The organism is Bacillus sp. V33-4 (assembly GCF_002860225.1).
GTDB classification, from domain to species: Bacteria; Bacillota; Bacilli; order Bacillales; family Cytobacillaceae; genus Bacillus_BJ; species Bacillus_BJ canaveralius.
This window is the reverse complement of sequence record NZ_PGVC01000045.1, coordinates 56,879-82,124: the sequence shown is the minus strand read 5'-3', so window position 1 is coordinate 82,124 and position 25,246 is coordinate 56,879. Positions and strand designations below refer to the sequence as shown.

Annotated in this window: 24 protein-coding genes; 22 read left to right on the top strand and 2 right to left on the bottom strand. The window is 37.8% G+C overall.

Features of this window, described 5'->3' with window-relative positions; genetic code table 11:
- Together CVD23_RS16745 and CVD23_RS16740 are read left to right on the top strand one after the other, a co-directional pair.
- Positions 1 to 1,966 (top strand): PA14 domain-containing protein (locus CVD23_RS16745; RefSeq protein WP_180955697.1); only part of this gene is annotated, 1,966 nt, incomplete at its 5' end.
- 304 nt (positions 1,967 to 2,270) lie between these two features.
- Positions 2,271 to 3,653, top strand: coding sequence for a hypothetical protein (locus CVD23_RS16740; protein WP_142382909.1), 1,383 nt, complete (start codon positions 2,271 to 2,273; stop codon positions 3,651 to 3,653).
- 615 nt (positions 3,654 to 4,268) lie between these two features.
- Here CVD23_RS16740 and CVD23_RS16735 read toward each other — a convergent pair.
- A complete protein-coding gene (locus CVD23_RS16735; RefSeq protein WP_101666631.1) occupies positions 4,269 to 5,258 on the bottom strand; it encodes an LCP family glycopolymer transferase in 990 nt (329 codons plus the stop codon).
- 278 nt (positions 5,259 to 5,536) lie between these two features.
- Between CVD23_RS16735 and CVD23_RS16730 the strand changes: the two genes are divergently transcribed.
- The 9 genes from CVD23_RS16730 to CVD23_RS16690 all read left to right on the top strand — a co-directional run bounded on the left by CVD23_RS16730 (position 5,537) and on the right by CVD23_RS16690 (position 14,422).
- Positions 5,537 to 6,322 (top strand): glycosyltransferase family 2 protein, encoded by a 786-nt coding sequence (locus CVD23_RS16730; protein WP_101666638.1) that lies wholly within the window; start codon positions 5,537 to 5,539, stop codon positions 6,320 to 6,322.
- 75 nt (positions 6,323 to 6,397) lie between these two features.
- Positions 6,398 to 7,741 (top strand): O-antigen ligase family protein, encoded by a 1,344-nt coding sequence (locus tag CVD23_RS16725; protein WP_101666630.1) that lies wholly within the window; start codon positions 6,398 to 6,400, stop codon positions 7,739 to 7,741.
- Positions 7,742 to 7,768: 27 nt separating this feature from the next.
- On the top strand, positions 7,769 to 8,617 hold the full coding sequence (locus CVD23_RS16720) for a glycosyltransferase (protein ID WP_101666629.1): 849 nt from the start codon (positions 7,769 to 7,771) through the stop codon (positions 8,615 to 8,617).
- A 1-nt stretch (position 8,618) separates the two neighbouring features.
- Complete coding sequence (locus tag CVD23_RS16715) at positions 8,619 to 9,332, top strand: glycosyltransferase family 2 protein (RefSeq protein ID WP_101666628.1); 714 nt, start codon at positions 8,619 to 8,621, stop codon at positions 9,330 to 9,332.
- 127 nt (positions 9,333 to 9,459) lie between these two features.
- Positions 9,460 to 10,332: a glucose-1-phosphate thymidylyltransferase RfbA gene (gene rfbA / locus CVD23_RS16710; protein WP_101577165.1), complete on the top strand. Its 873-nt coding sequence runs from the start codon at positions 9,460 to 9,462 to the stop codon at positions 10,330 to 10,332.
- 20 nt (positions 10,333 to 10,352) lie between these two features.
- The gene (rfbC, locus tag CVD23_RS16705) at positions 10,353 to 10,913 is read left to right on the top strand and encodes a dTDP-4-dehydrorhamnose 3,5-epimerase (protein WP_101666627.1); all 561 of its coding nucleotides are present in this window, start codon (positions 10,353 to 10,355) and stop codon (positions 10,911 to 10,913) included.
- Positions 10,914 to 10,925: 12 nt separating this feature from the next.
- Positions 10,926 to 11,948: a dTDP-glucose 4,6-dehydratase gene (gene rfbB, locus CVD23_RS16700; protein WP_101577167.1), complete on the top strand. Its 1,023-nt coding sequence runs from the start codon at positions 10,926 to 10,928 to the stop codon at positions 11,946 to 11,948.
- Positions 11,948 to 12,793: a dTDP-4-dehydrorhamnose reductase gene (gene rfbD / locus CVD23_RS16695; RefSeq protein WP_101666626.1), complete on the top strand. Its 846-nt coding sequence runs from the start codon at positions 11,948 to 11,950 to the stop codon at positions 12,791 to 12,793. Before rfbB ends, rfbD begins: the two co-directional genes overlap by 1 nt.
- 525 nt (positions 12,794 to 13,318) lie before the next feature.
- On the top strand, positions 13,319 to 14,422 hold the full coding sequence (locus CVD23_RS16690) for a glycosyltransferase family 4 protein (RefSeq protein WP_101666625.1): 1,104 nt from the start codon (positions 13,319 to 13,321) through the stop codon (positions 14,420 to 14,422).
- A gap of 134 nt (positions 14,423 to 14,556) precedes the next feature.
- On the opposite strand, the gene CVD23_RS16685 is transcribed toward CVD23_RS16690, so the two are convergent.
- Positions 14,557 to 15,189, bottom strand: coding sequence for a YigZ family protein (locus tag CVD23_RS16685; RefSeq protein WP_101666624.1), 633 nt, complete (start codon positions 15,187 to 15,189; stop codon positions 14,557 to 14,559).
- 361 nt (positions 15,190 to 15,550) lie between these two features.
- On the opposite strand from CVD23_RS16685, the gene CVD23_RS16680 reads away from it, so the two are divergent.
- From CVD23_RS16680 to flgL, 11 genes are all read left to right on the top strand, one after another.
- Positions 15,551 to 16,696, top strand: coding sequence for a sensor histidine kinase (locus tag CVD23_RS16680; protein ID WP_101577171.1), 1,146 nt, complete (start codon positions 15,551 to 15,553; stop codon positions 16,694 to 16,696).
- A gap of 39 nt (positions 16,697 to 16,735) precedes the next feature.
- On the top strand, positions 16,736 to 17,422 hold the full coding sequence (locus CVD23_RS16675; protein WP_101666623.1) for a response regulator: 687 nt from the start codon (positions 16,736 to 16,738) through the stop codon (positions 17,420 to 17,422).
- 307 nt (positions 17,423 to 17,729) lie between these two features.
- Entirely contained in the window at positions 17,730 to 18,569 is an 840-nt protein-coding gene (locus CVD23_RS16670) for a DegV family protein (protein ID WP_101666622.1), read from the top strand.
- A gap of 159 nt (positions 18,570 to 18,728) precedes the next feature.
- Positions 18,729 to 18,998 carry a hypothetical protein gene (locus CVD23_RS16665; protein WP_101666621.1) on the top strand — a complete coding sequence of 90 codons (270 nt, stop codon included), beginning with the start codon at positions 18,729 to 18,731 and terminating at the stop codon, positions 18,996 to 18,998.
- Between the two features lie 55 nt (positions 18,999 to 19,053).
- The gene (locus tag CVD23_RS16660) at positions 19,054 to 20,547 is read left to right on the top strand and encodes a DEAD/DEAH box helicase (RefSeq protein WP_374702646.1); all 1,494 of its coding nucleotides are present in this window, start codon (positions 19,054 to 19,056) and stop codon (positions 20,545 to 20,547) included.
- Positions 20,544 to 21,266, top strand: a complete 723-nt coding sequence (locus CVD23_RS16655) for a ComF family protein (RefSeq protein WP_101666620.1) — start codon at positions 20,544 to 20,546, stop codon at positions 21,264 to 21,266. Before CVD23_RS16660 ends, CVD23_RS16655 begins: the two co-directional genes overlap by 4 nt.
- A gap of 84 nt (positions 21,267 to 21,350) precedes the next feature.
- Complete coding sequence (locus tag CVD23_RS16650; RefSeq protein ID WP_101666619.1) at positions 21,351 to 21,779, top strand: TIGR03826 family flagellar region protein; 429 nt, start codon at positions 21,351 to 21,353, stop codon at positions 21,777 to 21,779.
- A gap of 146 nt (positions 21,780 to 21,925) precedes the next feature.
- Positions 21,926 to 22,192 (top strand): flagellar biosynthesis anti-sigma factor FlgM, encoded by a 267-nt coding sequence (gene flgM, locus CVD23_RS16645; RefSeq protein ID WP_101577177.1) that lies wholly within the window; start codon positions 21,926 to 21,928, stop codon positions 22,190 to 22,192.
- Between the two features lie 35 nt (positions 22,193 to 22,227).
- Positions 22,228 to 22,707, top strand: coding sequence for a flagellar protein FlgN (locus tag CVD23_RS16640; RefSeq protein ID WP_101577178.1), 480 nt, complete (start codon positions 22,228 to 22,230; stop codon positions 22,705 to 22,707).
- Between the two features lie 18 nt (positions 22,708 to 22,725).
- The gene (gene flgK, locus CVD23_RS16635; protein ID WP_101666618.1) at positions 22,726 to 24,300 is read left to right on the top strand and encodes a flagellar hook-associated protein FlgK; all 1,575 of its coding nucleotides are present in this window, start codon (positions 22,726 to 22,728) and stop codon (positions 24,298 to 24,300) included.
- Positions 24,301 to 24,311: 11 nt separating this feature from the next.
- Positions 24,312 to 25,214 (top strand): flagellar hook-associated protein FlgL, encoded by a 903-nt coding sequence (gene flgL / locus CVD23_RS16630; RefSeq protein WP_101666617.1) that lies wholly within the window; start codon positions 24,312 to 24,314, stop codon positions 25,212 to 25,214.
- Positions 25,215 to 25,246 lie beyond the last annotated feature (32 nt).

Genomic DNA, 25,246 nt, shown 5'->3' with positions numbered 1-25,246 from the left:
CCCAACACTTGATTTCAACTGGGGCTGGGGTAATGGTTCCCCGCATCCGTCAGTACCGGGTGAGGGTTTCTCTGCTAGATTTACTAAAAAAATGAATTTGGATACGGGAACATATCTATTTGTTGCGGATGCAGATGATGGAGTACGTGTCAAGCTTAATAATCAAGTGATTATTAACAATTGGCCAAATACGGGTACTAATGAAAAGAGACAGGATATTTATCTAAATAGTGGAGAATACACCGTTACAGTGGAGTATTTTGAAGATGTAGGCAATGCCAATTTGAAATTTGATATCAAAAAACTGAGTCCAAATAGAATCTATTACCAGCAAAATCTAGATGTGCAATATCATTGGGGAAATGGTTCTCCCTCATCTTTTCCGGCAGATGGTTTTGAAGCGGTATTTGACCAGTCAGGCTACTATCCAGGAGGAGATTACTTCCTTCAGACTTTTGCTGATGATGGGGTCAAAGTTGAAGTTGATGGACAGCTGTTGATTAATCGTTGGAGTGATTATACCGGAAAAGTGGACAGGGCGTTGTGGCTCGGAGTGAATGCCGGTAAGCATTCAATACAAACACAGTATTATGATAATGTTAGCACTGCTGCTGTTTTTTCTCATGTTGTCCCCTTAGATTCCTGGCTGGCTTATTATTTCCCAAATGAAACACTGTCAGGAATGCCAGCAGCATCTAAAATAATTGCTCCTGCAGGACAATTTAAAGGACTGTACCAGGATTTCGGAGACGTAAGTATTTCCCCGGGAGTTGATAAAGATCATTTCTCTGCTCGATATACTACTGCCAAACGAATACCTGCAGGAAATTATCTGATAAAAACAAGAGCAGATGATGGACTTCGGGTTTATGTGGATGGTAACCTGGTGGTAGACCGCTGGTCAGGTGCCTTGGGCGAGGAAACGATTAGACTTCAAATCAGTAACAGGAGTGACGCTAAGCCTGGGGAGCAGGATATTCACTGGATTGATGTAGAATATTACGACTATGTCAGTGTGGGAAGTGTTCAATTTTCGATAGAACCGGCGATTGGGCCAATTTATCTGTCGACAAACTATGATCGTACTTTGGCTGAAGTTGTGGATCGCCAAATGTCTGTATCACCCCAAACAGATTTACATGCAAAGTATTTACGGGAAGATGCTCTTACTAGAGATGCAAATGGAAATTGGTATGTAACTGGTTCGGGTTGGAATGTTAGAGGTGGTCCAGGTACAAACTATCCTATTGTCGGTACCATAAATAATGGTGTACCGGTCCGGATATTAAAGACTATTAGTACACCAGGTCAACCAACTTGGTATCAAGTATCAGCATGGATGAATGCACTCCGAAATGACGTAGAGTATTATGTCAATCCTACTAATTTTTCAAGAGATTCTACAGCCTATTTCCAATTCTTAAAACTATCCGAGAGTGCGGGGCTTGATGTTAATGAAGTAAACGGAAAAATCCTAAATGGAAAAGGAATACTCCAGGGTAAGGCAAGCTCTTTTATAGAAGCGGGTATAAGGTATGGGATCAATGAAGTATATTTAATTAGCCATGCATTACTGGAAACAGGGAATGGCACGTCTCAATTAGCAACAGGTGTTATGGTTTCTCAGGTGGATGGGAAGAATGTTGAGCCTAGAGTCGTTTACAATATGTACGGTATCAATGCAAAGGATTCCTGCCCGTTGCAATGTGGTTCGGAATACGCCTATAAAAAGGGCTGGACAACTCCCGAATTAGCAATTATGGGCGGGGCAGGATTTATAGCCGACGGTTACATAAATCGAGGGCAGGATACTTTATATAAAATGAGATGGAATCCAAGTTCACCTGGCACAAACCAGTATGCTACAGATATAGGTTGGGCAGTAAAACAAGTAAATCGCATCAAGAGTTTATATGATTTACTTGCCAATTACACTCAAGTATTTGATGAACCGAGGTATAGATAAATTTTGAAGGTTCATTTGGCTAAATTACTCAACTAATGAGAAAAAACGAAAAATTTTATTGTAATAGAGGATTAATAGTTCAATATCGGCTATTTATCCTCTATTTTTTAATAAAGCTAATCTCCTCAACTAGTAAACATAATATTATCGTTTATATGGTCGTTAGTCATTTTATATGTGGTACTGAAAAACATCCGGCAATATTTTTAAAACTCGTTATATTAGTGATATAATTTATATGCTATTTTATTAATAGTGATTTTCATGCTGATTTGTTAAATCAATTACACTCTAAACGGAAGATGTGGTAAATATTCTTAAGAGCAGCTTTTGGAACTTACTTGGTACTTTAATAATAATATTAAGTGGCGCGATTTTAACGTTTGTTGCTCCAAAAATTCTTTCTGTAGAGGATTTTGGTTTATGGAGAAGTTTTATACTCTATTCAACTTATGCTGGTATATTGCATTTAGGTATCTCAGATGGGTACTTATTAAATAATATAGCACTATCAAAAAAAGAGGCGTCAATAAACTTGAAAAGAAGTCTGCCTTTTTTGCTTGTGCAACAAATTATAATTTCTGCAATTATATTTCTTTTCCTCTTTGTATTTATAGAAGAAGAGAACTTTCTGCTTATCGGGGTTTTTGTATTACTTTTTTCTATTTCGATTAATTTAAGAACGCATTTGGATAACTTTTTAATATTAAGCAAGAATTTTAAGACATCAAATATTGTTAAAATAACCGATAAACTAATCTTTTTAGCTTTATTACTGAGTTTTTTGCTATTTGATAATATCACTTACCAGGAAATAATCCTTTTTTATATATTTTCTTCTTTAATTGCCTTGGTTATTATTTTCTTTATGGTAAAACCTGGATTATCTTTTTCAAAAGATATTATTCAAAAAAATATTATGGATATGAGGGTGGGAAGCCAACTTCTATTCAGTAATATTTTTATTATCGTGCTTTTTAACATAGATAGTATTTTTGTCAACATGTATCTGGGAATTCAGTCATTTGCGGTTTTTTCTTTTGCCATTACTATTATTATGTTAATTAACCAGTTTGCAGAATCCATTTCACAAGTGTTTTTCCCATATTTAGCAACTGATTTAAGAGAGAAACTTTTTAAAGTGAATGAATTAATCACAGTATCTTTATTTGGAATTTGGTTAGTTATATTACAAACTTCATATTTATTTATCCCTTTAATCAATTTGGTGTTTCCGGACTATGCTGATAGTGAGTTGGTCATTATGATTTATCTTTTAACATCTCTTTTCACATTGTTAATTCGCATTTCGCAGAATAATATGTTTAAGATCTTAAATTCGCAGAGAGTATTCATTAAAATTGAGGTTGTTATTTTGCTGCTGGTTCTCACTGCTTTGTTTTTTGTCCGAGAAGACTCGAGTTTATTAGTTGTATCAATTGTTACTTTGTTCTCCAGAATGATTTGGTATATAATCAATGAGTTCGGCCTCAAATATAATTTGAAATTTCTGCTTAAGATCATAATTGGTTTTATTCTTTATAGTGGAATTTATGTTTCAATTTACTTTTATATTGATCATTTGTTGATTAAGTTTTTCACATTTTTTATCATCGCTTTACCATTATATTTTATGATTGCTGTCAACTTAAGAAGAAGAAAAGGTCAAACGGCTAATGTTAGCTGACCATATGCAAATACCAATTTCGTATCAGAGGAACTAAACATTGAGCGTTCATTTTTCTTGTTTTAGAATTAATTTCCATCATGATTTTTATTGCCCTTTATAAAAATAAAAAGACTTTGGCACCGACGCCAAAGTCTTTTTTACAGGCTGTTGAATCTGAACCTTATGCTGACAGGTTTAAGGTACAACAGAACGTAGAAGCTTTTCTTATATATTCCGTACATAAAAAGTGAACACCCAATATACCCGTTTGCAAATAATGTGATGTTCAGGGTTTCCCAACAATGTGATAAAGTGGTGCACAATGTGATTCACATTATTGTGGTGTTAAAAAAATATTGTTAACTATTTTACGTTCAATGTTACCTAACTGACCTAAGAGAGAGAACACTGATTGATTTTAATTAGAACGGCTCGTCATTTTAAAATTATAAGGTGTTAAATTAAGAGATACAAGAAATTACAATCTAACTCTGGATTATAGGAAAACTCTTGTAAGGATTTTATTAAGAAAATCTTTTTTTACAGAAGATTACAAAATAAAAAGCTGAAAGAAAATAAATCATTTTATCTCCTTTCAGCTGCTTATGCGAGCTATTGTTCTGTCGTACCGCGTTAATATTCTACATTACTTGGTGTAACATCTTCTTTATTTAATCCTAAATGTTCACGTAATTCATCAGAAAGTGCTTGTCTTGTTAGATCATCAACTTGGAAGTACCAAACACCATTATTTAATGTTATTCCTTGTCCTTCTATTTCTAATTTCTCAATGGTTTCAGCAGCAATTTTGTAATCTGATTGAATCCCTATTATATCTTTTAGCGTTAAATTCGTTACGATATTTTCTTGCAGCGCCTCAAGTATTTCATCATAGTTTGTTAACGATGATAACGATTTTCCTTTATCAATCACTTTAGAAATAACTTCCTTCTGTCGTTCTTGGCGGCCAAAATCTCCGCGTGGATCGTCTTTTCTCATCCGAGCGTATTGCAGAGCTTCTTCCCCATCTAATGTTTGTATCCCTTCTTGAAGATAAACACCATCTAACTCGAATTCATATTGATTATCTACCTTTATACCACCAACTGCATCAACTATATCCTTAAAGCCTTGCATATTTACTTCTGTATAGTAGTCAATTGGCACATTTAAAAAATTTTCAATCGAACTAATTGTCATTTCAATTCCACCATATGCATAGGCGTGATTCATTTTGTCAACCCTATTTTTATCCGGGTTATTTGGATTGATTAATTTTGCGCGTGTATCACGAGGAATACTTAAAAGCTTAGTGGACTTCTTCTCAGGGTTAATAGTCATGACGATCATGGTATCAGTCCGCCCCGCATCTCCTTCTCGTTCGTCAATGCCAACTAAAAGAATAGAAATGGGGTCTTTTTCATTGAATTCTACTTTATCTTCTCTTTTTTCTGAAACCTCTCTTGATATCGGGTTGTGCATTTTATCAACTGCACTCACCATGTCTGTATAGAAGTTATAAGCAAATACGCCAGTGCCTAATAAACATATAGTAAATACCAATAGAAAGATTCGTACCCATCTTCTTGGTCTCCGTTTTCTTCGTCCAGCTCTTGTTTCCATTTATAATATCCCTTCTTAGGTAGTTTCATATTTTAAGTCTTTAATTAAAATTATAAGGGCGGAGCATGACAAGATGCAACAACAAATTATTACTAAGTCTACAAATTACGACAGTATGATGCTATAATATTTGTTTGTAAGTGAAAAAATTTTTATTGGTAATAAGTACTTCTTTACCAAATGTATTAATTTGTTATCATTTTTTTATATTGAAAAGAAAATAATATGAAAGAAAATAGAAGGTTTTTTGATTTCAAAAGGAAATGAGTGTGCTAAACATGAGTAATGCGATATGTGCGATTAGCATTGTGACATACAACAGTAAGCATATTTTTGATGTACTTGATAATTTAAAAAAAGAGTTTGATAAGGATGAGCGTTTTCGTTTTGTTATCTTTGATAATAACTCCAGCGAAGAATATACAAAACGCTTAAATAAATATCAAGATTTTGCAGATATTAATTTTTGCCACGAGAACAATGGCTTCGGATTCGGACATAATTATAATCTGTTGAATGCGGATGAGAAGTACTTTGTAATTTTTAATCCGGATATTATTTTGACAAAAGAAACTTTAACAAAAATGCTTGACCAAATGGAAGAGGATGAAACTATTTCATTACTAGTACCCAAAGTCATAAATACAGATGGTACAACACAGCATTTGATAAGAAATAGAGTTTCAGTGTTTGATTATGCTCTAAGATTTATCCCTTTTCAATTTGTTAAAAATATATTCTCTGGACGTTTGGCCTCTTATGAGTGTAGAAACCTGCCTGATGATCGCTACGTTGACATCCGTATAGGGTCAGGTTGTTTCATGTTCATACGCGCAGAGATCTTTAAAGAAATAAATGGCTTTGACGATAGGTATTTTATGTATTTTGAGGATTATGATCTTTGTCTGGAATTAGAAAAACGTAAAAAAAGGGTCGTATATACTCCCTTTTCAGTTGTTACGCATTTTTATGAAAGAGGGGCTCATAAAAGTTCGAAATTATTTAGGATTTTCATGAAGTCCATGTATAAATTTTTCGATAAATGGGGCTGGAAATTTTACTAAAAAACTAAGGAATGAGCAGCTACAATATTGTTCCAGTTTTTAGAGAGAAAAGATGTGTTTAGGGAGAGGACTTTCATGAATAAGTTTGAGAAAATTTTGCTGACAGTTTTTTTTATTGAACTTTTTGTAGGCGGTGGCGGAAGGTTAATTGATTTTGGAGTCCTATCAATTCGTCAAGTTTTGTTTTTGCTTGTCATACTAACATTTGCTTATCGAATTATTAAGGAAAAAGCATATTTCAATAAACAAATAAACACTTTTTTCCGGTTCACCCCTATAACAATATTTATTTATGTATTATTAAGCTGGTTTTTAGTTAGTGCTTTCATTGGTTATTTAAATGGTCATTCCATTTCTGTAGTGGCAACTGACATATTTAGAGTATCTTTCTTTGCACTGTATTTTCCACTGGCCTATTATATATCGGATGAGCGATTTTCTAAAAACAAAATTATCACCATATTAAAATATAGTGCCTTAACGGTGGCAATATTTACAATAGTAGTCTCATTATTAGGAAAAACAATTTTCAGCAGTAATTTTGCACCTTTTTATAATTTCATGAATTGGTTAATGAATGATGATTTATTCTTTAGACCAAGTAACAGTGTATTTTATAAAAGTCACTTATTCGTAGTAATTGGCCTCGTCATTTCATTAAATGCAGTTTTAGAAAAAAAATATACAAAAATTGATATTTTTAATATTGTAATTTGTTCGATTTCAATTATATGGTCAGAAACTAGAGGGTTTTTGTTAGCCTTTATGGTGAGCGTTTTTATGATTATTCTATTAGATACTAAAGTAATTATTGATCCGATTAAGGGTTTTATAAACAAAATAAAGGTATTAATAAGATCAAGGCAATTTCTTAAGAAATGTACAATTTTAATACTTGTTGTTATATCAATCCCATTTTTGTATGAACATATGACTTTAGGGAGGTTTGAAGAAGAAATTGTAAAAACTGATCCCTCGGATTCAAATCATAAATCTAGTCATGAAGATCAAGTTGAAAAAAAGGTAAATGATGTAAGTGTTAATACTCGAATGGAGTTTATCCTTGATTCTAAGGAGATTCTTCTTGACGATCCTGCCAATTTTATTTTAGGTACTGGCTATGGAAAGGAAATAGCGGGAAGAGTAGATGGAATTGAAATGAGTATGCTCGATATTTTGGTCGAACAGGGACTGATTGGTCTCGCCATTTGGGCAGTTTTGTGCCTTCTTGTTTTTTACAATTACTATAGAGCATACAAACATGGAAACAAGCTCAGCAGTTTAGAGATATCTTTAATTGCCGCGTTTATGGGAATGTTATTGCTGACCAATATAAATCCTTTTATTAATAATCCCATAGGGATCAGCTTTTTCCTGATTATGTTAATCGTGTCGCAAAATAAGAAACAAATGTCTTAAAAACTAATTAAGATATGGGGAAATCTTATGAAAATGACAGTTGTGGTCGTTATCTACAATCAAAAAATAGAAGAATGCAGAACTTTTCAATCATTAAAATTAAAAATGTTTGACAAGGTAGAGCGTTCAACAGATGTAGGCTTTGTTTTATATGATAATAGTCAGGAACAACAGGAATTTTATGCTGATGAATATGAGGGAATAAGTATCATGTACATTCATGACCCACGAAATGTTGGGATTTCTATTGCTTATAATTATGCTTGGTCTGTAGCAAAAAAAAATGGAAGTGAATGGCTTTTGCTATTAGATCAAGATACAGAAATTACAGATGAATACGTTCATCATATAATGAATTTGCAAGAAAAGGACAAAACGGTTGCAGCGGTAGTTCCGAAGATTAAATACAATAAGCAAATGATATCTCCTGTTTATAGCGACACATTGAGACCACTTTTATCAGAAAAACCATCCGAAGGGAATCAGAACCAGCCGGTAATGGCTATTAATTCGGGTTCTCTTCTGCGTGTGAGTTTCTTAAATGAGATAGGCGGATTTAATGATGACTTCCCATTAGATTATTTGGATCATTGGTTATTTTATGAGATCTATTCAAAAGGTTATAAAGTAAGGCTGTTAGATGTCTCTTTAGACCACGATTTATCCGTTATGGATTACGGCAACATATCCGCAAAACGATATGTAAGTATCCTAAATTCTGAGTTTAACTTCTATAAAAATTATAAAACCGACTTATATAAATCATATAAAAAACAGTTGTTGAAACGATTATTAAAACAAATCCTCTTTGTGAAAAATAAAAAAATAGCCTTTTATACATTCTGCCGTCTTTTTGATGTAGAAAGGATTGGATGAGATGAAGTTATCCGTTTGTATAGCGACGTATAATGGGGCCCGGTTTGTGATTCGACAATTGGATTCAGTTATAAAGCAACTTAATGCAACTGACCAACTAATCGTTGTTGATGATGGGTCTACAGACAATACGGTTGAGTTAATCAAACAAAAGTATGGTGACAGGATAGAGGTTCATGTAAATGAACATAATCTTGGTGTGATTAAAAGCTTTGAAAAAGCTATCTCGCTGGCAAAGGGTGATATTCTTTTTCTTTGTGACCAGGATGATATTTGGGAAGATGACAAAGTAGAGAAAGTTGTAAAAGCATTTTCTGAACAGGATGCATGGCTTGTCATTCATGATGCCTATGTCGTAGACGGGAATTTGGAAATCATTAATCCTTCCTGGAACAAATATAACGGAAACAACGTAAATCAAGGGATTATCGGGAATGTTTTAAAAAATGGCTTCACTGGTGCCCTTATGGCGTTTAAAAAAGAATTAGTACCGGCTATTTTGCCTTTTCCGTCGTCAATTGAAATGCACGATCAGTGGATTGCTCTTGTTTGTTTAAAGGAAAAGCGAAAGATAGTCTACATCGGGGAGCCCCTAATGAAATACGTCCGTCATGGCAGTAATGTTACAGGGATGAAAAAACGCCCATTTTCGGCAAAACTAAAAGGCAGAATTGGTACTGTAACCGCGATTTTTCGCTATGAGCGACAGTTGTGATTATTATTATTTTTTTGTAACAAAGGCTGAGAGTATTTGTCTTTTATAAACTTTCTTCATTATAATGGGGAAGGATGTATCACAGAATTTCTTTAATAGGTTTTTATTTTTTGAGGAGGTTGGCTAAATGAAAGGAATTATTCTTGCAGGTGGAAGTGGAACCAGACTTTATCCTTTAACAAAAGTAGTGTCAAAGCAATTGCTGCCAGTATACGACAAACCTATGATATATTATCCATTGTCTGTTTTAATGCTATCAGGTATTAAAGATATTTTAATTATTTCAACTCCGGAAGATACTCCGCGCTTTGAACAAATTTTAGGTGATGGTTCTGACTTAGGAATGAATTTTTCCTATAAAGTTCAGCCGCATCCAGGTGGGTTAGCGCAGGCGTTTATTCTTGGGGAAGAATTTATTGGAAATGATCGTGTTGCATTAGTTTTAGGGGACAACATTTTTTACGGACACGGTTTAACAGATTTACTAAAAAAGGCTGCTGCTCGTGAAACAGGTGGTTCGGTATTCGGTTATTATGTCAATGACCCGGAACGCTTTGGAGTGGTTGAATTTGATCAAAACGGAAAAGCTGTTTCAATTGAAGAGAAACCTAAAGTACCTAAGTCAAACTATGCGGTTACAGGCTTATACTTTTACGATAATCGAGTTGTAGAAATAGCCAAAAACATCAAGCCCTCCGATCGCGGTGAGCTGGAAATTACAGATGTAAACAAAGCTTACTTGGATTTAGGCGAGCTTAACGTTGAACTGCTTGGACGTGGTTACGCCTGGTTGGATACTGGAACCCATGCATCATTATTAGAGGCATCACAGTTTATTGAAACGGTAGAGAAACGCCAAGCCTTAAAAATTGCTTGTCTCGAAGAAATTGCTTATAAAATGGGTTACATCACAAAAGATAAACTATTGGAGCTTGCAGAACCACTTATGAAAAACCAATACGGCCAGTATTTAGCCAAAGTGGCGGCACAAGGAATTTAATGCTGAAGCGGGGTATATAAATGAATGTTATCGAAACGAAACTGCAAGGTGTAAAGATCTTAGAACCGAAGGTGTTTGGTGACCATCGCGGCTACTTTATGGAAAGCTATAATAAAAACCTGTTTGAACAATTAGGGTTAAAATATGATTTTGTTCAAGATAATCAGTCACTATCTGCTCCAGTTGGAACATTAAGAGGGCTGCATTTTCAACTAAATCCGAAAGCGCAAACGAAAGTTGTTCGGTGTATGTCTGGGGCTATTTATGATGTCGCGGTTGATATTCGAAAAGGGTCACCTACATACGGGCAATGGGTAGGCGTGATTTTAAGCGAACATAACAAACGCCAACTTTTAGTACCTAAAGGGTTTGCCCATGGTTTTTGCACGCTTGTGCCGGATACGACAGTTGCTTATAAGGTGGATGAGTATTATTCACCTGAACACGACGGAGGCATCTTATGGAACGATCCTGCTTTAGGAATAGATTGGCCAACAAATAACCCAATTCTGTCTGATAAAGATACAAAGCACCCGGTTTTATCTGAAGCTGCAAATCTTAACTTTGTATTTGAGAAATAGGAGGACACCACGATGAAATTGTTAGTAACAGGCGGAGCAGGCTTTATTGGAAGCAACTTTGTCCGCTACATGATAAATAAATATCCCGAGTATCAAATTGTTAACCTAGATTTATTAACGTATGCGGGAAATTTGGAGAATTTAAAAGATGTGGAAGACAAACCAAATTATAAATTCGTCAAAGGCGATTTAGCTGATCGCGAATTTATTAATGGATTGTTCGAGAAAGAAAAATTCGACTATATATTAAACTTTGCAGCGGAATCCCATGTGGACAGAAGTATCACAAATCCAGAGATTTTCGTTAAGACAAACATTGAAGGTACGCAAAACCTCTTGCATGCTGCGAAAAATATTGGTGTAAAGAAATACTTGCAAGTTTCTACAGACGAAGTGTACGGGACATTAGGAAAAGAAGGATATTTTACAGAAGAAACTCCATTAGCGCCAAACAGTCCGTACAGTGCAAGTAAAGCGGGTGCTGATTTGCTTGTCCGCGCTTATCATGAAACATTTGGTTTGCCTGTAAATATTACGCGCTGTTCGAATAACTATGGACCGTACCACTTCCCGGAAAAACTGATTCCATTGATTATTATTAATGCATTGAATGATAAAGATCTTCCGGTATACGGGGATGGATTAAACGTTCGTGATTGGCTCCATGTAGAAGATCACTGTCAGGCAATTGACCTTGTTCTTCACGAAGGACGTAACGGTGAAGTGTACAATGTTGGTGGAAACAATGAGCGGACAAACATAGAGATCGTGAAAACAATCTTAAACCATTTAGGCAAACCGGATTCACTGATTAAATATGTAACTGACCGTCCTGGACATGACCGCCGCTATGCGATTGATGCAACAAAGCTTCGTACTGAGCTTGGCTGGGAACCGAAATATAATTTTGATACAGGTATTGCACAAACGATTGAATGGTATTTAAATAATCAGGAATGGTGGAAGCACATTATTTCTGGTGAGTACCAGGATTACTTTAAATCACAATACGGTGAGAGATTAGAGGTTGAGTAATGATTGTAGTCGTAACTGGGGTACAGGGTCAGCTGGGCTATGATGTCGTTAAGGAGTTAGAAAAGAAAAACCATCAAGTGTACGGTACTGACAGGAGCCAATTAGATATTACGAGTGAAGCCGATGTCAATGCCTTTATAGATGAAGTGAAACCTGATGCAATCATTCATTGTGCCGCATATACGAATGTGGATCGCGCTGAGGAAGATAAAGAGACGGCCTATAATGTAAATGCTCTAGGCACGCAGTTTCTTGCACAGGCAGCGAAAAAATCGGGAGCAAAAATGCTTCTTGTCAGCACGGACTATGTATTTGACGGTACAGCTGACAAACCATATGAGACCGATCATCCAACAAAGCCGTTGGGTGTATATGGAGAGACAAAATTAGCCGGTGAACAGCTCTTAACAGAAATTTTAGACGAGTATTTTATCGTTCGTACAGCATGGGTCTTCGGTATCAATGGGCATAACTTTGTAAAAACTATGCTTCGCCTCGGTGAGGAACGCGGCGAAGTGGGGGTCGTGCATGATCAGGTAGGATCTCCAACTTATACACCAGATCTAGCAAAATTTTTGGTAGAGTTGATAGAAACAACAAAGTTCGGTGTTTATCATGCCACAAACAGTGGTGAGTGTTCCTGGTATGAATTTGCAGTTGAGATTTTTAAGCAAGCGGGCATGGATGTGAAAGTAAATCCATTGACAACCGACCAATTTCCACGTCCAGCTTCCCGCCCAAAATATTCAATTTTAAGCAAAAAGAAGATTGAAGAACAAGGGTTAAAGATGTTACCGGATTGGAAGAAGGCATTATCTGAGTACCTGCAAGAACTTAAACTATAAGATACAATAATAACAGGGGTAACCATAGGCTGACTGGTACCCCTTTTTTTGGTTTGGAAATTTGCGGAATATTTTCACTTTTTGCGTGTGTTTTTCGTTTGATTTTCAACAAAAAATATGTATCGTTTCTTCAAACTGTAGTGATATTAAGACAAAAAATTAAATATTTAAGGATGAAACCTTTTAAAAAAATTAATCGTCTTATTTAGCGAAACAGACAGGAGTTCGATCTGTTAATTTGTGTGTTGAAAGGCTATTTTTTGGTGATGGGAAATTTAGGACCATATATAATAGGTGTTTGATAATTACCCTTCTTTTTTAGCGATATTCAGTAGCGCCATAATAAATATCATTACCAATTTGTGAATTCCTAAAAAAATGTTCCTCTGAAGAAGAAACCTGTGCTATAATTCTTTAGGGAATTAGTTTAAACTCCAATTACGTCCTTTATTCATTTTTGTATATATAACTGATACTTATTTTTTCTTTAAATAGAGGAAAAGATATAAGCACGGAGGGGCTTTTATGTTATATTTGACTTTGTTGATATGTTTCTTAGCCGCAATGCTCCTTACACCGATTATAAAAAAATTAGCATTTAAAATAGGTGCCACAGATCGGCCAAACCAAAGAAAAGTTCATCAAAAAATAATGCCAAGGCTTGGTGGATTAGCGATTTTTATTAGCTTTTTAATCGGTATCACGATTATCAAGCCAAATGCAAATTTTCCACTGCCACTTGGTATTGACATTGACGTTAATAATTTGCATTTATCCATAGTGATAGGGAGTTTAATCATCATCTTAACAGGTGTTTTTGATGATATTAAAGAGATCTCACCTAAAGTAAAATTACTTGGACAAATTATTGCCTCTTTTATCGTAGTAGGTATGGGTGGTTTAAGAGTAGAGTTCGTGAACTTGCCATTTGGTGGAGAGTTAGATTTCGGATACCTTAGCATCCCTATGACAATGCTCTGGATTATCGGGATCACCAACGCCATCAACTTAATTGATGGACTCGATGGTTTAGCAGCGGGTGTTTCTTCCATCGCTTTATTTACGATTGGAGCTATGGCGATGGTGATGGGGAACCCCTATGTTGGTGTCATGGCATTTATTGTTGCTGTAAGTACACTTGGTTTCCTTTTATTTAACTTTCACCCGGCCAAAATTTTTATGGGTGATACGGGCGCATTATTTTTAGGATTTATAATCGCTGTGTTATCGCTGTTAGGATTTAAGAATGTAACTTTTATCTCTCTTGTGATTCCAGTAATTATTCTCGGTGTTCCGATATCTGATACATTATTTGCGATAATCCGAAGATTCGTTAATAAACAGCCGTTATCCGCACCTGATAAGTCCCACTTACATCACTGCTTAATCAGGATTGGATACTCTCATAAACAATCTGTATTGTTAATATACGCCATGAGTGCTGTTTTCGGTTTAGCTGCTTTCATTTTTTCACAAGCCACGCTGTGGGGTTCACTCATTATCTTGTTGGCCATCATTATAACAGTAGAGGTTATTGTTGAAAAAATTGGCTTGATTAGGGAAGATTATAAACCTCTCCTTAAATTTATTAAGGGTCTAAAACCAGTAAATTTAAGAAACAAATTATAAAATAACAATGGGTTGACTCTAATTTTGAGCCAACCCTATTTTGTTATTATACTTGAGTTGTTTCTTTTAAATGGGCATGGAGAGAATAGAGACTGAATTATTAACGGTTGGAATCAAAGTAAGCAGATAGGAGATCAGACTTCACTTTCCAGATACAATAATTGTCCTTCTGTCATATTATTCTTACCGTTGGTTAATTCAATCATCCACTCTACAAAGTTCTCCTTTTGTGTTTCTTCCACATAAGTTTCAATTTCAACATTCTCTAAATAATGAATCTCCTTAATACTATAAACCGACGATCGCAACTCATTTTCAACCTTGCCGAGCAACGTATAATCGATTGTTGTGTGAATAACACGCATCAGCGTCCTTTCGACTATTCCGGTTGCTTCGATTCCTGCTGAGGTCGATTTTCCGTAAGCGCGGATCAGCCCGCCTGCACCGAGCTTTATTCCGCCAAAATAGCGGGTAATCACGACAACGGTGTCCTTAAGGTGCTTTTTTTTCAAAACTTCGAGGATCGGAACGCCGGCAGTTCCACTCGGTTCGCCGTCATCATTTGCTTTTTGGATTTGGTCGTTTTCGCCGATCAGGTAAGCTGAACAGTTGTGGGTTGCATTCCAATGCTGTTTTTTAATTTTTTTAATGAATTCCTGGGCTTCCGCTTCTGTTTTTGCTCTGGACACAGAAGCAATAAATCTTGATTTTTGAATAGTAATTTCGTGTTCTCCATAGCCTTTAACGGTATAGTATCGGTGCAGCATCTTTGGCAGCCCCTTTTTTCTTAAATTTTCTTCGTTCTATTATATTCGACAGCGTTTTTCATCAGATTATTAACGGATTGTAATGAAACTTTAATATACCGTTAGTAGGGAAATGGTATAATTAAATATCCTGAAATAATTTGGCGAATGTTAGTAAAAATGGAATGTGTATTCTCTGTATGTTTATCGTCTTTTAAAATAGGATATAAGACATAGAATCATAAATCAAATCTATGCCTTTTGACCGAATTTTCTGCGTATTGCTGTTGTTTTACTTGCTAAAAGATAGTATATCTATTTGTTTAACGATAAAATAATGACATGCCCCGGAAGGGTTTTAAACGCTCCTGGAGGAATATTTATGGCGATAAAAAAAATGGATACGAAAACTCTCGATTACATCCTGGAGAAAATGGTAGAAACTGTGGGCAGCAGCAAGAATGAGATTTTTCGAATCGGAGAGCAGTGCCGTCAAGAATATGAATCTCTTGCCGATGAATTAAAAGATGTGAAACAGCAGGTCGGACTAATTATTGCAGCAGGTGATAAGCTCGACGTTCAAGCCCGGTTTGCCAGGAAGCGCCTTTCAGAAGTCAGTATGCATTTTAAGGACTATACAGAGAGAGAGGTCCGGGAGGCATATGAAAAAGCTCATCAGCTGCAAATGGAACTGACAATGAACCGCCAGCATGAAAAACAGCTGCGGGACAGGCGGGATGATATTGAACGAAGGCTGCTTGGCCTGACTGCGACGATTGAAAGAGCCGAGCATTTAGTTTCGCAAATTACAGTTGTCATGAATTATTTATTGTCTGACTTAAAACAAATGGGTGAAATGCTAGAAGACGCGAAATTAAAGCAGGATTTTGGCTTGAGGATCATTGAAGCGCAGGAAGAAGAACGTAAACGTTTATCAAGAGAGATTCATGATGGACCTGCTCAAATGCTTGCCAATGTCATGATGCGTTCGGATTTAATTGAGCGTGTTTATAAAGAGAGAAGCGCAGAGGAAGCAATTAAGGAGATTAGAAGTTTAAAACAGATGGTCCGCTCGGCATTATATGAGGTTAGGAGAATTATTTACGATTTGCGCCCGATGGCTCTTGATGACCTGGGGCTGGTGCCGACCCTCAGTAAATACTTGCAGACGATCGAAGAATATCATAAAAACAAAAAAATTACGTTTTCAAATGTGGGCGAGAATAAGAGACTGCCAACGAAATATGAAGTTGCTTTGTTTCGTTTGGTGCAGGAATCTGTTCAGAATGCTCTTAAACATGCCGATGCAACAGAAATTTCTGTAAAAATGGAGATTAGAAGGTCGAATATTTCAGTTGTGATCAAAGACGATGGGAAAGGCTTTGATAAAACTATAAAAAAGCCGGAGTCATTTGGTATATTAGGAATGAAGGAAAGAGTCGAACTCCTTGATGGTTCAATCTCAATCCATTCCAAACCGGGCGCCGGTACCATTGTTATTGTGCAAGTACCATTAACACTATCATAATAGAGAATTTATTTTCCGGAAGTATAGGGAGGCGAGAAGATGACTACCAAGATTGTCATTATTGATGACCACCAGTTATTTAGAGAAGGGGTTAAACGTATATTGGACTTTGAAAATTCATTCGAAGTTCTTGCAGAGGGCGATGATGGCAGCGAAGCGATTGAGCTCGTTGAACAGAATCAGCCTGATGTTGTCATTATGGATATTAACATGCCGCGTATTAACGGAGTTGAGGCAACCCGGCAGTTAATTGATAAATACCCCGATACAAGGGTCATTATTTTGTCGATTCACGATGACGAAAATTATGTGACGCATGCTTTGAAATCTGGTGCGAGCGGCTACCTATTAAAAGAAATGGATGCAGACGCATTAGTAGAGGCAGTAAAAGTAGTAGCGGATGGGGGCTCTTACCTTCACCCACGGGTAACGCACAACCTCGTAAAAGAGTATCGCAGGTTAGTGGCAGAACAATCGGGCAGTGGGGACCAATACATACAACATGCAGACATACGTCGCCCGCTGCATTTGCTGACACGTCGTGAATGTGAAGTTCTTCAGCTTCTGGCTGATGGAAAAAGTAATCGTGGAATTGGCGAATCTTTATTTATCAGTGAAAAAACCGTTAAAAACCATGTAAGCAATATTCTTCAAAAAATGAATGTAAATGACCGTACTCAAGCAGTCGTGGTCGCAATTAAGAACGGCTGGGTGGAAGTAAAATAAAGCTGAAAGGAGGCTGACTCTCAACAATTGGAGTTAGTCTCCTTTTTTAGTTTTAGTGAATGAATTGCATAAAGCAATTCGTTAAGTGAAAAACGAACACTTACTTAATGTTAAGATAGTATTATTGGTTTCCTAAGGCATATTCCTGTATATCTAGACAACATCATTCGTTTTTCGGTTTAGCTTGTCACATTGTGAAATTGACTCTAGTAGCTTCAGTTTAATTTTGTATAATGCATTTCAAAAGAGTTTCATATAAAATGGAAAATAGAACAAAGTAGAATAAGTATAAGGATGGTATTTTTATATGAAAACAGCAGTTGTAACGGATAGTACGGCGTACATCCCGAAGGATCTGCGAGAGAAATTGAACATTCATATGATCCCCCTGAGCGTTATTTTTGGCGATGAAACCTACCAGGAAGAAGTTGAGATTAGTGCATCAGATTTTTATGAGGAAGTGAAGCATAAAGAGCTGCCTACTACTTCCCAGCCGTCGGTTGGTGAATTTACGGCATTATATGAAAAACTGGCAAATGAGTTTGATGCGGTAATCAGCATCCATCTTTCGAGCGGGGTAAGCGGAACTTTCCAGGGTGCAGTTTCAGCTGGCAGTATGGTGGATGGCATTAAAGCATATCCGTTTGATTCGGAAATCAGCTGCATGGTCCAGGGCTTCTACGCGATCGAGGCAGCTGAAATGGCGCAACAGGGGATATCCGCCCCGGACATCATCGCTCGTTTGCAAGAAATGAAGCAGTCAACCCGCGCTTACTTCATGGTTGATGATTTGTCCCATTTGCAGCGCGGCGGCCGTCTGTCAAGTGCCCAGGCGTTAATTGGCAGCTTGCTGCAGGTAAAACCGCTCCTTCACTTTGTTGATAAAAAGATTGTCCCATTTGAAAAAATCCGCACACGTAAAAAAGCGATGAAACGGATCGTCGAGCTGCTTGGGGAGGAAGTCAAGGGCGGAGAGCCGTTCCGTGCCGTTATTATCCATGCAAATCGAGAAGAAGAGGCGGTGGAGTGGAAGGCAGAGCTTGAAGCCGCTTATCCAAACGTCGAGTTTATGCTCAGCTATTTCGGTCCGGTTATCGGCACCCATCTTGGCGAAGGTGCTATGGGTCTAGGCTGGGTCAAAAAATAATATAAAAGTTAGCGCTGTTTTGTCATAGACAAAGTAGCGCTTTTTACGTAAGAAGAAGGATCCGTCCCTAGTTAATTCTTGTTCATATTCTTGCCGGAATTTATTAAGTTACTAAATTATCCATGTGCTATAATGATGAAAAAAAGGAGGTGAAATCTAATGGAAGAGTTAATTAAACAACTTATAGTGCAAATGAACAGCCGCTTTGATGGAGTAGTCAAAGAAATAGGCTCAATCAAAACCGAAGTCGGAGAGGTCAAAGCAGAGCAAGTAAAAATGCGAGAAGATATTGCTTTTTATTACGGAAGTATGATGAGAGAAATTGAGAATTCTCGAACCGAAGCACGAAGCCAGTTTAAGCATTTAGCGGCTGTAGTCGACCGGGAGCGTGAGGTCATTGAACTGCTTAGCAAGAAAATCGATTTATGAAGTGACAATGAAATAGCCACCTTTATAATCTGCAAAAATTAAAGGAGCTGATCGATTGCGATTTGCTTTGTTGGATTCAAAATTTGTTCCACAACCGCTTCTCAATTCTTCTATGACAACATCCCCGATTTCCCACCATGAAGATTTACCCCGCCAGCCTATAAACACCTCTTTCAGTTTTAATGCAGACATGCAAGCGATGCTGGCAGGCAAGCAGCTCCTGCTGGACGAACTCCCCTTTCCGCTACATTTAATCCAGGATCACTATGAAGCAGGCTATCTCATCTATCGAAAAGGAATTACTATGACGAAAAACAGCGCCAAGTGCATGAGGTGCGGAAATAGCGACACCCGATTATTTGCGAAGTTTCCGTGCGCTCGATGTGGCGAAGAATGCCTGTATTGCCGGAAGTGCATTATGATGGGAAGGATTACTGCCTGTACGCCTTTAGTTAGCTGGACAGGGCCTGACCCAAACTTTGAGAGTGTTCAATCCGCCTTATTATGGACCGGAGCATTGTCAGAAGGCCAATCGGCAGCATCCACCAAAGTTATTGAAGCTGTAAACAGAAACGAAGAATTGCTCGTTTGGGCGGTATGCGGTGCCGGCAAGACCGAGGTCTTGTTTGCGGGGATTAACGAAGCGCTAATAGAGGGTAAGCGAGTCTGTGTTGCAACCCCGAGGACCGATGTTGTTCTAGAATTAACGCCCCGATTTAAAAAGGTTTTTCCCAGTATCGAAATTGCTTCCCTTTTTGGAGGGAGTGAGGATCGGCACCTCCAATCCCAATTAACGATTTCAACTACTCACCAACTCCTGCGTTTTTACAACGCATTTGATACGATGATTTTGGACGAGGTTGACGCTTTTCCATATTCCGTTGATGAAACTTTGCAGCATGCTGTGACGCAGTCCAGAAAACCAGCTTCCTCGATGATTTATCTTACCGCGACTCCCAATGAAACATGGCAAGCCCAGTGCCTTGCTGGAAAAAGAGCATTTGTGACGATTCCGGCCCGATACCACCGCCATCCTCTGCCTGTACCTGAATTTTCCTGGTGTGGCAACTGGAAAAAGCTTATGAACAAAGGCCGGCTTCCGGAAAACGTCCTGTTGTGGCTCAAGAATCGTCTCGACTCGAACAAGCAAGCACTGTTGTTTTTTCCCAGCATTGACTCCATGGAAAAAATCCTTCCCATTCTCCGCAAGCTTAATGCAAATATACAGGCTGTTCATGCTGAAGATCCGCAGCGAAAAGAAAAGGTTCAGGCAATGAGGGATGGACGAGTTCCGATATTGCTCACGACCACGATTCTTGAACGAGGCGTCACATTTCCGAATGTTGATGTAGCAGTTCTTGGAGCTGAAGAAAGGATTTTTACAGAAAGCGCACTTGTGCAAATTGCTGGCCGGGTTGGCCGCAGTGCAGAATTCCCGGATGGGAACATCACTTTTTTCCATTACGGAAAAACAGAAGAAATGGTCAAAGCCAGAAAGCAAATTATCAAAATGAACAAAGAAGCTGTTGAGAAAGGGTTGATAAGGTGACACGCTTTTTCCAAAATGATCAATGCTTATTTTGCCTGGAAGAAATTCAGCCGAAAATTAGCTGGTGCGATTTGTTCTCGCAAAGTGTCGAAACGACTTTATGTGAAGCATGCACATCAAAGCTTAAACAAATCAGCGGAGCGGGTTGCAGAATTTGCAGCAGGCCCTTTGAAGGGTTGAGTCCAGACTTTCGAAAAGATGACCTCTGCTTTGATTGTTTTCGGTGGGAAGAGGATCCGGAGTGGAAGCACCAGCTTGACCGGAACATATCGATATTCGTGTATAACGATTTTATAAAAGATATGATCGCCCGCTTTAAATTCAGGGGAGATTACATACTCTCGAAAGCTTTCGCAGGCTATATCGAAACAAGACTGAATTCATTTCACACCCACCTTCTCGTCCCAATCCCTTTAAGTGAAGAAAGGCTCTATGACCGGGGCTTTAATCAGGCGGAGGCGCTTATCAACGAAGCTGGCCTTAGCCCATCAAATTGTCTCAGCCGCATCCATACTGAAAAACAATCGAAAAAATCCCGATCTGAAAGAATCCATCTCCCCCAAGTATTTCAAGTATTAGAACCCGATCAAGTCGCCAGTAAACAAATTATCCTTATTGATGATATTTATACAACCGGTTCAACCCTTCGCCATGCTGCTAAACAGCTTAAAGCGGCCGGAGCGATATCAGTTTCATCCATAACACTTGCGCGCGGTTAAAAATTGTTCCGTTAATTTTCATATCTTTCCTCTCATCTACAAGATATAATGAAGAAAACAACATTCGACAAGGGGGAAGTCGAAATGGCTGAACTTACCAACTGTCCCAGGTGTGATGAGCTATTTGTTAAAAGCCAATTCCGCGATCTATGCCAGAAATGCTGGAAAGAGGAAGAGCAGGCGTTCGAAGCTGTCTATCAATTTGTCCGCAAGCGGGAAAACCGGGCAGCGACGATTCACCAAGTAGTGGAAAACACTGGTGTGGAAGAGGAATTGATTTTAAAATTCATTAAAAGCGGGAGGCTGAAGGTGACGCAGTTCCCAAACCTTGGATACCCGTGTGATAAATGCGGAACGATTATCCGCCAGGGGAAATTGTGCGGCCATTGCGCGGAGCAGCTTAAAAAGCAATTAGACATCCATGAGTATGAAGAAGAGCGCAGGCTTGAAATAGAAAAGCGGGGAAAAGGTACATATTTTGCGGCTGAAGATAATTTGAGAAGGCGCAATTGATAAAGCTGTATGGACACCCATACAGCTTTTTTAATAGGGAAAAAGATGTATTTTTTTATTATCCATACATAACCATTAAAAAATCGCAATTGTTAACCGATAATAGAGATATAATATGGTCGGTCTGAAAGCGAGGTTAAGAAACCATGAAGATCAATAACATGGGTCCATCTGGATTAAATCCTTATAAACGCCAGATGAACAAGTTCGAGAATGCAGACAAAACAGCCAGTAAGGCATCCGATAAATTAGAGATCTCCTCCACTGCGAAGGAGATGCAGCAATCATCACATATCTCTGCCCAGCGCGAGGCGAAAGTAGAAGAGCTGAGGATTCAAGTTGAGAACGGCAACTACAAAGTAAATCCGCGCGACGTTGCTAAAAGCCTGATTAACTATTATTTTAAAAATTAAATCAATCGTTTGATTAAAAAAGGGGAGGGTCACAAATGTCTAGTGAAGCACTATTATCATCGATGGATAAACTCATAAAGCTTCATAAAAGCCTGTTTGATCTGGCTGTCAAAAAGACAAATACAGTCAAAGAAGGTGACATGGACACCCTCAATCAAATTCTTAAAGATGAACAAAGCCATATCGCAGCAATTGATAAAATCGAAAGAGAACGTCAACAAGCAGCGTTAATGATCGTAACCACAGTGGAAATACCGACGGTTACTGACTGCATAAATGTGTTGGATAACACAGAAAAAGATAGATTGATTGAGAAAGCAAACGAACTAACTGAAATGGTTTTTAATTTAAAAGAGCAGAATTACTTGAATCAACAATTAGTTTACAGTTCCATGCAATTTGTCAATTTCTCTTTAAATCTGTTGAGACCGCAGCCAGAATCGATTAACTATAGTTCACCTGCCAACAATACAAAAAAGATCAATTCACAAGGAATGTTTAATTCTAAAGCGTAACATATCGGAGGTACAAAGATGCGTTCATCTTTTATGGGATTGGAGACTGCCCGTCGCGGGATGTTTACCCAACAAAGTGCTTTATATACCACTGGACACAATATTTCGAATGCGAATACACCAGGGTTTTCAAGACAGCGAATTAATTTTACGGAGAGTAATCCATTTCCGGCTGCCGGATTTAATAAACCTATGATTCCCGGCCAGATGGGAACAGGGGTGGAAGCTGGCTCAATCCAAAGGATACGCGATGATTTTCTTGATTTGCGGTATCGCGGGCAAAATAGCAAATTAGGCTACTTTGGAACTAAATCCGATGCCCTTGCACGTATGGAAGACATTATGAATGAACCCACAAAAGAAGGTTTATCATCTGCCATGGATGCATTTTGGAACTCGTTGCAAACGCTCGGTACATATCCGAATGAAAGTGGTGCAAGAGAAAGCGTATTGGCTCAAGCCAATTCTTTAGCAGATACATTTAATTACCTGTCAGGTTCCCTTGAGTCGATCCGCAGTGATTTAGCTCAGAGCATTGACGTCTCCGTTGCTGAGATCAACTCGATCACTGAACAAATAAACAAAATCAACAAGGACATTAGCAAAGTAGAACCGCATGGGGATTTGCCAAACGACTTGTACGATAAACGGGACCGCTTAATTGACGATCTATCCAAATTAGTGAATATAAAGGTAACCAAGCAGCCTAATGGCGGACTTGCTAAACCAATCGCAGAGGGTACATATAAAATTGAAATAGTAAATGATGCAGGTGTAAGTTTGGGAACTCTCGTAGATAATACTACAACCGAGGGTGATCCAAATCTAGTCACTCACAAAATGACCGGTGGTTATCTTGAATACCTCAAAGTTGGCAACAATGATCCTGTAAATGCAGAAGATTTTGCAGCAGGCTCATTAAAAGCAGATATAGAATCCAATGGTTATATTGATGGGAATGGGGATAAAGTTGGCGAGTATCCGCAAATGATCGATGAGCTTGATAAGCTTGCATTTGCGTTTGTCAAAGAATTTAACATAATCCATGCCAACGGTGATGACCTTAACGGTAACAACGGCGTAAATTTTTTTACTGATCTATCCGACTACAAAGATGCAGCAAACAAAATGTCGGTAGCGATAACAGACCCAAATCAGATTGCGGCAGCCGCAGATGGAACAAAGGGGGGTAATGGGAAAAACGCCTATGATCTTTCTGATGTGATGAGAAAAGATTTTAGCGATTTCGTTGCTTTAATACCGGATCCCGCTGGTTCCGGTGCTGATATCAATCTCAAGGATTATATTCAAAATGATTTAAAAATGAGCGGTAATATTAAATCATTTTATGGCGGCGTGATTACTGGCTTAGGTGTTCAAGCCAGAGAAGCAAATGTCTTGGCAAGTAATACTGAAACATTAATTCAATCTGTTGAATTTCAGCGGCAATCAGTCTCCGGAGTTTCTCTGGACGAAGAAATGACAAATTTAATTAAATTTCAACATGCTTATAATGCTTCCGCGCGGAACATTACCGTCATCGACGAAATGCTTGATAAAATTATTAATGGCATGGGAACAGTCGGAAGGTAGGGGATATAAAAATGCGGGTTACACAATCTATGCTTTCTAATAACACGCTTCGTAACTTAAGTAATAGCTATCAAAGATTAGGTAAATACCAGGAACAGCTAAGCTCCCAGAAAAAAATCTCAAGACCTTCCGACGACCCGGTTATAGTCTTTAAAGGTATTTCCTACAGGAGCAGCGTAAATGATGTTGAGCAATATCAGAAAAATATTGCTGAAGTTAATGTTTGGCTTGAGAATACTGAAGATGCACTGGAAAAAGCGGGATCTTCGATTCACCGGGTCAGTGAGCTCATCATACAAGCGAATACTGGTTCAGTAACTGATGAGGACAGGCAGAAAATCGAAGATGAAATTGAAGAGATCAAGCAGCAGATAATATCAGTAGCGAATACAAAGTTATCTGGCAAGTACATTTTTAATGGTTCTGATATATATAACCAACCGGTAAACTATAATGGAACAGCAATTACTACAGCTTACAATAATGACTCTATTAAGATAGAAGTATCTGCAGGGATTAAATTAAATGCAAACTATTTGGGCTCTAACATTTTCAAGCATGATCCTGCGAGTACTACTGACAAAGGTTTGCTTGGTGATCTTGAAGCATTACAGGCGGATTTGAAGAACGGGAACGACCCTGATTTAGGTCAGTACATTACTAATTTTCAGAAGCATCTAGAAAATATTAATTCTACTAGATCAAGTATCGGGGCAACTATGAACAGAGTAGAATTAATTGAAACACGTTTAGATTCTCAAGAAATCATTGCAAACAAAATGGTTTCTCAAAACGAGGATATCGAAGTGGAAGAAGTTATTTTACAGCTTCAAACTCAAGAAAGTGTTCATAGAGCAGCCCTGAGTGTTGGTTCACGTATCATGCAGCCAACTCTAATGGATTTCCTAAGATAACACATAAAGCTATCTATATATAGATAGCTTTT